The organism is Desulfobacter sp., assembly GCF_050177295.1.
The window spans coordinates 36,942-49,634 of the sequence record NZ_JBFXHE010000004.1 but is presented as its reverse complement, the minus strand read 5'-3'; the positions used below and the strand labels follow the sequence as shown (position 1 = coordinate 49,634).

Below are 12,693 nucleotides of genomic sequence, written 5' to 3'. Positions count from 1 at the left end.
CAGGTGGTACCGGAGGCATGACCATTTGGAATCACCTGGTTTCTAAGGGTTTGAATCTCATCAATACAAGTCATTTTTCATCCTTTCTGACTTTTTGTAGGGTTGTGCACAAATTTAAAAAAGCAGGATTCGTGCCTAATTGAAAAATCATTCTAAAAACTTTGCAAGAATGTTGACCGTCACCCTACTTTCTTTCTTGACGAAAGGTTTCAAAAACAGGTAATGTAGGCAGAGATCCCCGACAGATTTTAAGACTGTCGGGATATAAATTTCCCTCCGGTTGGGCAGAAAAGAAAAATGAAAAGATCCACCATATATCTGATACTGGTTTTGATCTGGGCTGTTCCGGTCCTGGCCAGCCATTTTTTTGTCATGGAGGCAGAGGACGCCCAAACACCAGTGGACTCAGCGCCTGCCGTACTTTTCTGTCAGTTTATCCCATCAATTGCGGAACAGTTCATTGGTCTGCCTTTTATATTCGGCGGACGCCCTGAACAGACAGGAAGCACGGATAATTCCTGGCTGTTTTACTCCATTTACACCGGGGCGGCATCCCGGGCCGGGCTGATATACAAGGCCTTTATGCCCATGGACCTTTTACTGGCCAACACCCACAGTATTGAAGCAGATGATATTCAAAACGGAGACCTGATTGTGCTGGATAATGATCTTGCCGCCATGGTCTACCAGGTGGATCCCGATGGCCGGATGTATTTTATCTATACGTCAGAAAAAAGGGGGGAGGTCACAATCTTCAACAGCGATAATATCGTTTACCACGCATACTGGCTGGAGCACTTTAACGGTTTTTTTAGAATCAATGAAGATATGCTGGTGCCGGCCCGGCCAAGATGAACCTTTGGACGGCATCGGGTGGTACGAGATTCAGGCAGATCTTTTTTCAAGAATATCCATGATCTTTTGACAGTTTTCAGCTGCCCTGTCCCTGATAGCAGCCGCATCTGCAAACGTATTGGTAGCGGGACTTCTGCCGGCCACCTTTTCAATAAATGCCCGGAGACTCATACCGGATAAGGGGTCAGCTACTGCAATTTTAAGCTTGGCCGCTTCCTCTTCAAATTATTCAATTCAGAATATCAGGCAGGCCCTGGTCACCATGGTTGCGCGGATAAGACTTGCATTTTTTTCTACAGTCACGGTAGTATCCCAAGGCGGGGATTTAGCGATACAGGCGATGGCATATCCCCGAACGTTAAAAAACTTTTATAAAAAAAGGAGGTTAGCACATATCTGTCAATACAAAAAAATTGAGTTTATAATTCAACTTTTTAGAAAAGCAAACACTTATTAATACCGTAAAGGTAAAGGGGATTGAATTTTTAAAACAGTTGTGAAAATATTAGCGAATTAACTGGAATAGAGACTTTTTAGACCCACTGGTTTTAATAATTTCATCAGGAAAGGATATCAAATGAATACGGTCGATCTTCCCAGACTTAGGGAAATAGTCGGGGAAAAAAACATAAAGACAGATCCGCTTGACCTGTATATTTATGGCGCAGACGCATCTGTTTACCATGCCGCACCATGGGTTGTTGTCAGACCTGACAATACCGGTCAGGTTCAAAAAGTAATGGCCTATGCCAATGAGGCAAAAATACCGGTTGTCCCCAGGGGCGGCGGCTCGGGCATGTGCGGACAGACCGTGTCGTCCATGGGCGGCATTCTTCTGGACATGAAAAACATGAACCGGATACTTGAAATCAACATGCCCGATGTTTACTGCCGGGTGGAACCGGGGGTGGTGGATGATGATCTCAACGCCGCGCTTAAACCTTACGGGGTTTTTTATCCCCCGACACCTGCCTCTTCACGTATTGCCACCATCGGCGGTGAGATCGGCAACAATGCTTCGGGAGTTCGTTCTGTAAAATACGGTGCCACCCGGGATGCGGTAATGGGCTTGAAAGTGGTTCTGGCCAATGGCGACCTGGTAACTTTAGGTGCCCATACCCGGGTGGAAGCGTCCGGTTACCAGCTTCACAAACTCATCGTAGGTGCGGAAGGCACTCTGGGTGTTGTGGTCGAAGCAATCATCGGTTTTGTACCCATCCCCGAATTCAGATGCCTGGGCGTTGCCAATTTTGACAGTCTCAGGGATGCCGGCAATGCCATCGCTGACATCATGGCCTCTGGTACCATCCCCTCTATGCTTGAGTTAGTGGATGACGTTGCAATCAAGGCGGTAAATAAAACCATGGGCTTAGGCCTTAAGGAAGTTGCCGCTTCCCTGCTTTTTGAAGCTGACGGAAAAGTTAAGGAAGCCGTGGATTATGAAGTTCAAAAAATGAAAGATATCTGCGCAAAGAACAACGGCGCAGACATCTGGTACAGCTTTGATGCCAAAGAGCGGGAACAAATCTTCATGGGCCGTAAGAAATTATTCCCTGCCCTGTCACAATTTGACACCAGTATGGCTTCTACATCCCTGGCGGACGATATGGCAGTACCCTACTCCAAGATGGCGGATATGGCCGCCAAAATCCATGAAGCCGCTGAAAAAAATGGCATCATTATGACAGCTTATGGACATTGCGGATCCGGGTGCATGCACACCAAAATCATGATGGATACCAGCAAGGGAAAGCAATGGGAGGGTGCCCAGAGAGCCATTGCCGAGATCTATGAATATGTAAATTCCATCAACGGCACTACTTCTGCTGAACACGGTATCGGCATTTCCAAGGCCTTAGCCTTTAAGACAGAGAAAAGAGATTCCTTGAAAATGATGGCTGCCATCAAAGCGGCTCTGGACCCCAATAACATTCTCAATCCAGGCAAACTGATGCAGGCTCCGGATAACTGGGTCAAGGCTACTAACCTTAGATATGCTGTCAACAGCTGATAAAGGATCACAGGGACTATTGTTATGCAGACAGAAAAAATAAAATTTAAAAATCTAGAAAAATGGGAAGGCATGCTGGCCAAGTGCATCCGGTGCGGATACTGTTACGAGCACTGCCCCATGTTTAAATTCACCCGGTGGGAATCCGATGCACCTAGGGGTAAAAACATTTTAGCCCACGGACTTTTGACCGGCGAGGTGGAATTGACACCGGAAATTGCGGAAAAATCCTTTAGTTGTTTCTTCTGCAAACGGTGCGAAGCAGCCTGTTCGTCCGGGGTCAAAATAACGGATATTATGCTGGATCTCAGAAGAGATCTGGTTGAATTGGGATACAAGGGTCCGGGTACCACATCAATCACGGCCCGTTCCTGTGCCAGGTGCCTGCAGTGCGTCAGGGCCTGTCCCCATGATGCCCGGGAATTTGTTGACGGTGAGGGTATTGTCGTGGATCCGGTAAAATGCAAGTCCTGCGGCATCTGTGTTGAAATCTGTCCCATTGAAGCGATAACCATTCCATTATCATTTGGTACCGACACGGCTGAAATGGACAGGAGAGCAACTGAGTTCCTCCAATCCCATACCTCTGCCAAGGCCATTGTGTTTGCATGTAACTGGTCATACCATCCTGACATTCAGAATTCCAGACTGCCGGAATCGGAAACCCATGACAAGGAGTATGAAATCCTGGTGAACTTGTGTGGCGGCCGTCTTGATAAAAATCTTTTATTGACCCCGTTCCTTAACCAGGCATGGGGCGTTCTGGTGGGCGTTTGTCCTGACGGGGAATGTACCCATGACGGTAATGTAGCAGCCTTGAAACGGGTGACAAAAATGAAGCAAACCCTTGAATCCCTTGATATTAATCCCGAACGAATCCATCTGGTTCAGATTCCTAGAGGCGACAAACAGTTGTTCCAGGCAGAAATTGATACCTTTATGGAAAAGTTAAATCAAATGGGCCCAATACGCTAAACCCAAGTCCACACATAGATGGTCTTTTCGTCCAATTATGAGCTGCTGCTCTTCTTGGAATCTGCGGCGGATAAGAATCTTAATCCCCGGAATATTTAATATATGCCGAAGATTTCAATTTTTATCCGCCGTAAACGTAACCCCTATTTATGAACAAAAAACTTAAACTAAAAGATGTTGGGTTAAAAGCGAGGCAAACAGGTCATAGACGAAACACGAAACCCAATTGTTAATAACAACTCCAGGAAGGAGAAAATAATGGCAAAAGTATTGATACCATATGGCAAGGAAAAAATTGAAGTTGAAATTAATGATAACAACTTGCAAGGTGTATATTTTCCAAATGACGTAGAAAAAAGAGAGTTTGCTTCTGAATTTTCAAAAAATTTGGAAAATGCTAATTTTGCAGAGTTTATGACCGGTGATGAAAGAGTCGTCTTTATTGTAAATGACGGAACTCGGCCTACTCCTACAGCAAAAGTACTTCGCGTAATTTATGATGATATAAAAGATAAAGATATCTATTTCATTATCGCTACAGGTGCTCATAGAGCCCCGAATGATGAAGAATATGAATACATTTTTGGCAAAGAGATTTACCAGGACCTGAAAGCCAAAGACAGAATATGGGCACATGATGCCAAAAATGATGAGATGGTATATTTAGGTAAATCTACAAACGGTACAGAGATGTACCTTAATAAAATTGTAGCAGAAGCTAAAAAAACGGTAGTTATCGGTTCTGTAGAACCTCACTATTTTGCCGGATACACGGGTGGCAGAAAAGGCTTCTTACCTGGCGTAGCATCTTATGAGACCATAACACAAAACCATAAATTAGCTCTGAATAAAAGTGCAAAAGCCCTTGCATTAGATGGCAACCCCGTACACGAAGATATGATGGATGCCATGAATGTATTAAAAGATATTCAAGTGTTTTCCATTATGACTATTTTAGATAAAGACCATAATGTATATGAAACCACATGTGGAGATCTTGTAGGCGCCTTTTATGCGGCAATAGACAGTGCCAAAAAAGTATTCTGTGTTGACATAGAAGAAAAAGCTGAGATTGTAATTTCCGTGGCGCCTTATCCAATGGATATAGACCTTTATCAGTCTCAAAAAGCGATAGATAATGGTAAGCTTGCGCTTAAAGAAGGCGGCATATTAATATTCGTATCCCAATGCAGAATGGGAATAGGCGGGAAAACTTTCTTTGATCTGATGGCTTCCTGTAGCACACCGCACGAGGTTCTTGAAAAGATAAAACTCGAATATAAGTTAGGCTATCATAAAGCCGGTAAAATGGCTGAAATAAATACCTGGGCACAGACCTGGGGGGTTACAGAACTGCCGGAAGACGAGATAAAAGCCGTACACATTAAACCTTTTGAGAGCGTAGAGGCGGCTTTGGAAAAAGCACTTGAAGAAAAAGGTAAAGATGCCAAAATAACGGTACTTCCATTAGGATCTCTTTCAGTACCCAATATATTAAAACAATAAAGATTTACCCTTTGACAGCGGCGGTGCAGGCAGCACAACCGCTGTCTTTTTTTGCTTGCCTTGGGAGGCGCATAAACAATAAAAACACTATCAGGAAAAATGGAAACGGACGTGGCATGTCCAAAGACAAAGCCAAACCTGTCAAAATCGGAATTGAGATGTCCTGGCGGGCGTTAATGCTTTGGTGCGCTCAAGATTATAGGCTGTAGATACTCCTGGCACTGTTATTGCTATACAGTTGCATTCAGATGCCCGTATACACTGCTTTGACTGCTGCCGGGTGACAGCGGTTGCGGCATTAAAGACTATTCGGGCACTTTTCACCCCCAGATCCACATATTAAGCGGCTTTACCTACGTTTGGGAGTAAAAAGATGACCACCGAAGTAATTGACAGACCCCATATCACAGATGAAGATCTGGACCGTTTTACAAAAATACTGAACACCTCCATGAGAGAGCTGCTAGACCAGGCCGACTCTGCCGTGTCAGAACTCATGCTGGAACGCAGCAGGGATACAGAACTTATTGATTCCACTGCAGCCGATATCAACCGCACCATGAGCTTGCACCTGCACAGCCGGAAAAGCAAGCTGATCAAAAAAATCAAAGACGCGCTTAAAAGAATAGAGGAGGGTACCTATGGATACTGTGACATCTGTGGTGAAGAGATATCCCTCAAACGGCTTGAAGTCCGTCCTGTGACCTCCAAATGTATAGCGTGCAAGGAAGCGCAGGAGCGCATGGAGGCCCTTATATCCTGATTCAGATTTTAAAAGTCCGCTATCCTTTGGCTTTAAACCCAGCTTTATCCAGCCCCAGTTTTTTCATTTTGGCATACAGGCCCCTGGGATGAATGCCTGCAATTTTTGCGGCTTCTCCGATTTTGCCACAGGTTTTCTTCAGCACCATGGCCAGATACAAAGCTTCCACTTGGTCATACACAGCATCCCGGACCTGGGGCAGGGTCATGGTTTCCCATTCCCGGGGCAGGGAAAGTGCTGATGCAATACCGCCCATCTGGACAGGCTTGGCATTATGTAAAACCGACGGCAGTTCTTCCAGGGTGATCATATCTGACTTGCACAGCAGGACAGCCCGTTCAATAACGTTCATCAGTTCCCGGATATTGCCCGGCCAGTGGTAGTTGCACATAGCCTCCATGGCCGGAGGGGAAAAGCGTTTGAGATTTCTGCCGAATTTCTGCTGGTTCATGGTCAGAAAATGGTTGGCCAGTGAGGGGATATCCTCTTTACGTTTTCTCAAGGGGGGAAGCGTTAATGAAATCACCCCGAGTCGGTAATAAAGATCCTTTCGGAAATTACCTTTTTCAACCTCATCTTCAAGATCCTTGTTGGTGGCCGCGATCACCCGGACGTCCACCCATAATGGTTTTTCACCGCCCACCGGCGTAAATTCGAGTTCCTGCAGCACCCGGAGCAGTTTAGTCTGCATCTGCAGAGGCATGTCACCGATTTCATCCAGAAAAATAGTGCCGCCATGGGCAAGCTCAAACGCGCCACGCCGGGAGCGCACCGCCCCGGTAAAGGCCCCCTGCTCATGCCCGAACAGCTCGCTTTCCATCAGCTGTTCGGGAATGGCTGCCATGTTGATGGCAATAAAAGGGCCTGTGGATCTGTGGCTGTCCGCATGAATGGCCTTGGACAGATGCTCCTTGCCCACGCCTGTCTCCCCAAGCAGCAGTATGGTGGCGTCGCTGGACACCACCTGCCGGGTTTCATCCAGAAATACCTGCATATCCCGGCTGTTAGAGGTAAAATCGTTAAGCCGGGGCAGAAAACGTCCCCGCCGGTCAAACCGTTCCGCATAATAGAACTGACGACGTGATTCCAGCGTGGATTCCAGGGCTTCTAAAAGGCTGTCCATTGGAATACCGGAATAAAGCACCACATCAACACCAGAAGCCAGAAGATTGGCATGCTCTTCCGAGGACTCCCGATTATGCAGCACGATGGTCATGGGCGCTTCGGGCAGTTCATTGAGCAGAGAAATACTTGATTCAACAGGTTTGGGAATTGCCGGACTGCTGACAATAAACACGTCGGCGCAGCTTCTGGCAAGGGCCTGCCAGGAAAGGGTACTGGGTTTAAAAAACTGAAGCTGAACATCCTGTTCCGCCAGTCTGTTCGCAAGCTCAGTGCGTATTTTTGTCTCTTTAATGGCACATGCCAGTCGAATCAACATAGAAAGTGCATTCCATTTCCGGTAAAATATTACTATTTTCCATAGGGTGTCAAAGTTTATAAGAATTTCAAAGAACAAGCAACATACTTTTAAATCAGTTTAAAATCTCGACACAACACAATGGTAATGTTATAGATGTATTGTTTATTATTTTGTTCTGATTTAAGAATATCATGGACAATCCTATTAAAAATCGGCTAAAAATTACCAATTTAGTTCATATTTATCGCTATTTTAACATTTAAGTAAATATATTCCGAAAAAATCAGAATGCAGGGTACCGCAAATATGATAACATCTTGAATTTATATGAATTTATTTTTTTGACAAATCCGGCACACAGGTTGCTATAGGCATGCTGGAATTGAATCCAACCCACCCGGCAAAAATAGCCGGTCCAAAACCAAAGAGGAAAGGAAGTCATGACCAGGGAAAAGTTCAGTCAGAACAAAGACAAGAGCCCAAGATTCAAAGAAAGTTACGACGAAGAGTATGACTGGGAAGATAAGCAGGAAGATCAGAAACGACGGAAAAAAATGAACAAAAAATCAAAACGCCCGGCTGATAACAAAGACAAATGGTAGGCCGCACCTTAACTTTAAAGGAGAAAAAACATGACCGCTGCAAAAGTAATCAAAATTGACACCGCCCCTGACGTGTGGGGCATTGCGTCCGCCATTGACATCTATGACTGCGACCCTGCAAAAATCAGGGATGCTGAACTGATCAAGCGCTTTGTTGTGGAACTGTGCGACCTGATTGAAATGAAACGCTTTGGCGAGACCCAGGTGGTTCATTTTGGTGAGGACGAAAAGGTCGCCGGATTTTCAATGGTCCAACTCATTGAAACCTCATTGATATCCGCCCACTTTGCCAATCAGAGTAATGTTACTTATCTGGATGTGTTTTCATGCAAGGTCTACGACCCTGAGGTAGTCCGGGAATTTGCCCAGAACTATTTCGGTGGGAAGACTTCCCGGCTCAACGTCACTTACCGGCATTAGGTGGATAACGATGAAAGCCGTTATTATTGAAGATCCGGAACGTTGCCGGCAGGCCTGGGAAAAATACTGGCCGGTCCAGGATATATTTGATCTTTGGGCAGTCAGACAATGTTTTAACGCCGCATTCAAAAGACCTTTAAGATTCCATCTTATTGAAGACAAGGGCCGGATTGTGGGGTTTCTTCCGTTAAGTCTGGTTGAAGAGACCGGCGAATACGTATTCTTCCCGGGCGAGACCTGGAAAGGTAAAACCTGGCTGGAGCAGAACCGGATCATAGCCGAATCCCCGGAAGTTTTCAAAGCATTGTGCAATTCAGTTTCCGGTCCCTTGAATTTAAGGTATCTGCGCACCAACCCGCTGCTTGACAACATAGACCAGGTCTGCCCCGACGAAACCGGATACCTGTTTTACCCCCGGATTTATGATTTTTCCATGGATAATTTCTGGCTGTCATTGCCAGGGAAAAGCAGAAAAAAACTCAAGGCAGATGTAAAAAAAATTGAGGCGCTGCAGCTCACCTGGCGGTACAATCACCTGCCGGATCTGGCCGATATGTTCCGTTTGAACATGGCAGCATTTACATCGGATTCCTACTTCAGCGATGCGAGGTTTTACCGGTCCTTTGAACGGTTTGCAGGGTATCTGCAAGATATGGGCATGCTCAGGGTCACCACAGCCATCGTGGAAGGAAAAATTGCCGCCGTGGACATGGGCGCTGTTTTCAACAATACCTACACGGTTGTGGCCGGGGGAACCCACCCGGATTTTTTTGGTATCGCCAAAGTGATCAACCTGCACCACCTGGAATGGGCCTGCTTCTACCGGATGGAAGCCGTGGATTTTCTGTGCGGCAGTTTTAACTGGAAAGAACGGTTTCGCTTAAGCCCCAGACCGTCATATGAGATTCACACCCAGCTGGACACGGCTGTTTTCCATGGGAGCCATTATGGGCGAAAAGCTGTCTGAGCTTAAAAAAAAACAGGTGCTGGTGGTGGGCACCACGTCTGACTACATTGAATGGATCAGAAAGGTCCGTCCCGGACATGCACTTTTTCTGACAGAACCAAAGGTTCGTCAGAATGCAACTGAGTCCTGTCCGGGAGCAGGAGAGGAAATTTTATGCCCTATCTGCGATATTGATATGGCAATTCATGCATTAAACCACCACAAAAAAAACTTCGGGGTTACCCTTTCCGGCATTGCCTGTTTTGACTGCGAATCCATGGAGATTACATCCATTCTGGCAAAAAAGATGGGTCTGGCCTACCCCGATCTTGGGGCGGTCAGGAACAGCAGGGATAAATTTATTTCAAAACAATTGTGGAAACAATGCCAGATCCCTTGTCCCGAAACCTGCCCGGTCAACACCGAAATTGAGGTACTGAACTTCCTGGATCAGTTACCGGCAGGCATTGTACTCAAACCCTTTTGCGGTTCCGGCAGCGAGCTTGTATTTAAATGCGTGACCCGAAGAGAGTGCGATACCGCGTTCAATGCGGTGGCAGACGGGCTTGCTGCACGGACCGGCAATCCATTGTTTAAACCTACGGATGCCGGCACATTCCGGATGCTGGCCGAGGAGTGGGTGGCCGGTCCTGAATTTTCCTGTGATTTTCTCATGGAAAAAGACCGGGCCGTTATCCTGCGCAAAACCCGGAAAATAAAGGTGGACAGCCGGCCATTCGGCACTATTTCCGGGTATGCGATCTGCCCGGAAAACGATGATGATGCAAAAACGCCTTCCAATGAAATACTTTCAGACCTGTTCTACAGAGCAGCCAGGGCGTTGGGTATAGAAATCGGAGTGTGCATGGTGGATTTTATCCTGCGAAACAGAAAACCCGTACTCATAGAGATGACCCCGCGGCCCGGCGGAGACTGCCTGCCCTTTCTGCTCAAGGAAGCGGGCAACATCGACATAATAGGGCTGACTCTGGATGCGGCGGAAGGCGTTGCCTGGAAAAATGAAAAAAAGGGGCCATACGCCCCTCTGGTGGCATTCCGTATCCATGCCCGCAAAAACGGTGTATTAAAACGAGTCAACACAGCTGCCGTGGAAAACGACAAACGGGTAAAAAAAATACACCTGATCCACACCCCGGGGCACAAGGTGGTCATGCCGCCCCAAGACTATGATTCATGGCTTTTAGGGCACATGATCATAGAACCGCACAGGCGCAGATTTTTCGAGACAGAGTGCCTTTTGCTCGCCAAGCGTATCGACATTGAAATGGAATATGCATGCCCACAGCCAATACACAGATGACAGGCCCAGGTTCCCTTCTGCCCAGGGGAAAAGTAATTGAGTTTATAAACCCTTACTTAAAAAACAAGGGGGTGTACCTGGATATGGCCAAGGCGTTCGGGTCTCCCCTGTATGTTCTGGAAACCGATGTCCTGGCAAGAAAAGCGGCCCAGTTCCGGGCGGCATTCAGCCACCGCCTGCCGGAAACCGCATTTTTTTACGCCATGAAAAGCAACACCCTGCCTCATCTTTCCGGGCATCTGCTTAAACACGGATTCGGGCTTGATGTATCCAGCGGTGTGGAACTGTCAGTGGCCCTGGAACTGGGTGCGTCATCCATTATTTTCAGCGGTCCGGGAAAAACTATTCAGGAACTGGCACTTGCGGCCCAGTATCCGGACCGGGTGGTGATTCTTCTGGACAGCATCGGAGAGGCAAAACGGCTGGCATCAGTGCTTGAAGAAAAGCGGACCCGCATGCCCGTAGGACTGCGGTTGAACAATAACCCCGAAGGCCTGTGGCGTAAATTCGGGGTGTTGCCGGAAAATTTGTTATTCGCGTTCAAAGAGATCAAGTCTCTTAACAGGCTGGATTTCCAGGGACTTCAATTCCACTCCTCCTGGAATCTTAACCCGGACAGACAGACAGCGTTTATCAGAAAGCTGGGAGATATTCTTTCCACCATGCCAAAGCCGTTCCTGGATGCGGTCAAATTCATTGATATTGGCGGGGGCTACTGGCCTGCCCATGGGGAGTGGCTTTTATCGGATCTGCCCCAGAACTATATTATTGACCCGGGCGTCTCCATTGATCTGTTTGCCAAACACCTGTCAAGTGCCATTAAAGACCACATCCTGCCTTTGGTCCGGTGCCGGATTTGTTTCGAGCCTGGCCGCTGGATCTGCAATGAAGCCATGCACTTACTCATCCAGGTGGTGGATTGCAAGGATAAGGATCTGGTCATCACCGATGCCGGGGGCAACGCTGTCGGCTGGGAACGGTATGAAACCGATTACTGCCCGGTGCTTAATTTAACCCGGCCCGGCTTGTCCGAAAAAAAATGCCATATTCTGGGCTCCCTGTGCACCCCCCACGATGTCTGGGGATATGCCTATTTCGGTTCAGCCATCCGGGAGGATGACATCCTCATGATTCCAGCCCAGGGGGCATATACTTACAGCCTTCGCCAGCAATTTATCAAGCCCATCCCCCGGGTGGCAGTCAAGGAAAGCAGCAACCGGTATTTTCTTCTTCCCGAATGCGGCCGATAGTCGCTGACCCCGATCATCCTCAATTACAATTTTTCGTTTTGATAAAATGTCTTGGCAGGATATATTGTTAGATGAAATTGAATGCTCGCAAAAGAGGATAGAACAGAATATGCCCAGAATCGCGTTTTTTTTTGGAATATCAATTTATATGTACTTAGGTGATCATGGCGAGCCCCATTGCCACGGTGTTTACGGTGATTATGCCGCGTCTTTTTCTATTGAAAACGGTACCCTCCTCGCCGGGATGATGCCGCCCAAACAGGAATCGAAAATCAAGGGATGGATATTAGCCAACCATGAAGACTTAATGGAGACGTGGAATGAACTCGCCAATTAACACCCCATGGAAAAAAGTAGTTCAAGTCCGCCCCTTGGATAATTTCAGCCTTGAATTGATTTGGGAAGATAATAAAAAATCACAAATTTGGCTGGATGAACTGATACAAAAAAAGGACTTGTTATGGAGACTACGATATCCAGGTTATTTCAGGCAGGTCGCCGTGGACGAACTCGGAGGTATTTTTTGGCCTGAAGGGGAAGGCCTGTCGCCTGAATTTTTGTCACATCACTGCTGCTGACCCTGACGAAAAAAGAGAGGGGAAAAGCTACCTTTCCCCTTTA

14 protein-coding genes are annotated in these 12,693 nt (G+C 46.9%); 12 read left to right on the top strand and 2 right to left on the bottom strand.

Annotation, left to right across the window (positions count from 1 at the left end; translation table 11 throughout):
* The first annotated feature begins 297 nt into the window (after nt 1-297).
* On the top strand, nt 298-855 hold the full coding sequence (locus AB7U36_RS01060; RefSeq protein ID WP_428157950.1) for a peptidoglycan endopeptidase: 558 nt from the start codon (nt 298-300) through the stop codon (nt 853-855).
* A 30-nt stretch (nt 856-885) separates the two neighbouring features.
* On the opposite strand, the gene AB7U36_RS01055 is transcribed toward AB7U36_RS01060, so the two are convergent.
* The gene (locus tag AB7U36_RS01055; RefSeq protein WP_428157949.1) at nt 886-1,026 is read right to left on the bottom strand and encodes a hypothetical protein; all 141 of its coding nucleotides are present in this window, start codon (nt 1,024-1,026) and stop codon (nt 886-888) included.
* Between the two features lie 406 nt (nt 1,027-1,432).
* Between AB7U36_RS01055 and AB7U36_RS01050 the strand changes: the two genes are divergently transcribed.
* The 4 genes from AB7U36_RS01050 (at nt 1,433) to AB7U36_RS01035 (ending at nt 6,110) form a co-directional block, all read left to right on the top strand.
* The gene (locus AB7U36_RS01050; protein WP_428157948.1) at nt 1,433-2,866 is read left to right on the top strand and encodes an FAD-binding oxidoreductase; all 1,434 of its coding nucleotides are present in this window, start codon (nt 1,433-1,435) and stop codon (nt 2,864-2,866) included.
* Nucleotides 2,867-2,890: 24 nt separating this feature from the next.
* Nucleotides 2,891-3,841 carry a hydrogenase iron-sulfur subunit gene (locus AB7U36_RS01045; protein ID WP_428157947.1) on the top strand — a complete coding sequence of 317 codons (951 nt, stop codon included), beginning with the start codon at nt 2,891-2,893 and terminating at the stop codon, nt 3,839-3,841.
* Between the two features lie 258 nt (nt 3,842-4,099).
* Nucleotides 4,100-5,347, top strand: coding sequence for a nickel-dependent lactate racemase (gene larA, locus AB7U36_RS01040; RefSeq protein ID WP_428157946.1), 1,248 nt, complete (start codon nt 4,100-4,102; stop codon nt 5,345-5,347).
* A 373-nt stretch (nt 5,348-5,720) separates the two neighbouring features.
* On the top strand, nt 5,721-6,110 hold the full coding sequence (locus tag AB7U36_RS01035) for a TraR/DksA family transcriptional regulator (protein ID WP_428157945.1): 390 nt from the start codon (nt 5,721-5,723) through the stop codon (nt 6,108-6,110).
* 19 nt (nt 6,111-6,129) lie between these two features.
* Here AB7U36_RS01035 and AB7U36_RS01030 read toward each other — a convergent pair whose 3' ends face one another.
* Nucleotides 6,130-7,551, bottom strand: coding sequence for a sigma-54 interaction domain-containing protein (locus AB7U36_RS01030; RefSeq protein ID WP_428157944.1), 1,422 nt, complete (start codon nt 7,549-7,551; stop codon nt 6,130-6,132).
* A gap of 422 nt (nt 7,552-7,973) precedes the next feature.
* Between AB7U36_RS01030 and AB7U36_RS01025 the strand changes: the two genes are divergently transcribed.
* From AB7U36_RS01025 to AB7U36_RS00995, 7 genes are all read left to right on the top strand, one after another.
* A complete protein-coding gene (locus AB7U36_RS01025; protein ID WP_428157943.1) occupies nt 7,974-8,135 on the top strand; it encodes a hypothetical protein in 162 nt (53 codons plus the stop codon).
* A 30-nt stretch (nt 8,136-8,165) separates the two neighbouring features.
* Nucleotides 8,166-8,555: an S-adenosylmethionine decarboxylase gene (speD, locus tag AB7U36_RS01020; RefSeq protein ID WP_428157942.1), complete on the top strand. Its 390-nt coding sequence runs from the start codon at nt 8,166-8,168 to the stop codon at nt 8,553-8,555.
* 10 nt (nt 8,556-8,565) lie between these two features.
* Complete coding sequence (locus AB7U36_RS01015; protein WP_428157941.1) at nt 8,566-9,522, top strand: GNAT family N-acetyltransferase; 957 nt, start codon at nt 8,566-8,568, stop codon at nt 9,520-9,522.
* Nucleotides 9,455-10,822 carry an ATP-grasp domain-containing protein gene (locus AB7U36_RS01010; protein ID WP_428157940.1) on the top strand — a complete coding sequence of 456 codons (1,368 nt, stop codon included), beginning with the start codon at nt 9,455-9,457 and terminating at the stop codon, nt 10,820-10,822. Before AB7U36_RS01015 ends, AB7U36_RS01010 begins: the two co-directional genes overlap by 68 nt.
* Nucleotides 10,798-12,072 carry a diaminopimelate decarboxylase family protein gene (locus AB7U36_RS01005; protein ID WP_428157939.1) on the top strand — a complete coding sequence of 425 codons (1,275 nt, stop codon included), beginning with the start codon at nt 10,798-10,800 and terminating at the stop codon, nt 12,070-12,072. Before AB7U36_RS01010 ends, AB7U36_RS01005 begins: the two co-directional genes overlap by 25 nt.
* A gap of 109 nt (nt 12,073-12,181) precedes the next feature.
* Nucleotides 12,182-12,409 (top strand): DUF4160 domain-containing protein, encoded by a 228-nt coding sequence (locus AB7U36_RS01000; protein WP_428157938.1) that lies wholly within the window; start codon nt 12,182-12,184, stop codon nt 12,407-12,409.
* The gene (locus tag AB7U36_RS00995) at nt 12,393-12,650 is read left to right on the top strand and encodes a DUF2442 domain-containing protein (RefSeq protein ID WP_428157937.1); all 258 of its coding nucleotides are present in this window, start codon (nt 12,393-12,395) and stop codon (nt 12,648-12,650) included. Before AB7U36_RS01000 ends, AB7U36_RS00995 begins: the two co-directional genes overlap by 17 nt.
* Nucleotides 12,651-12,693: the final 43 nt, after the last annotated feature.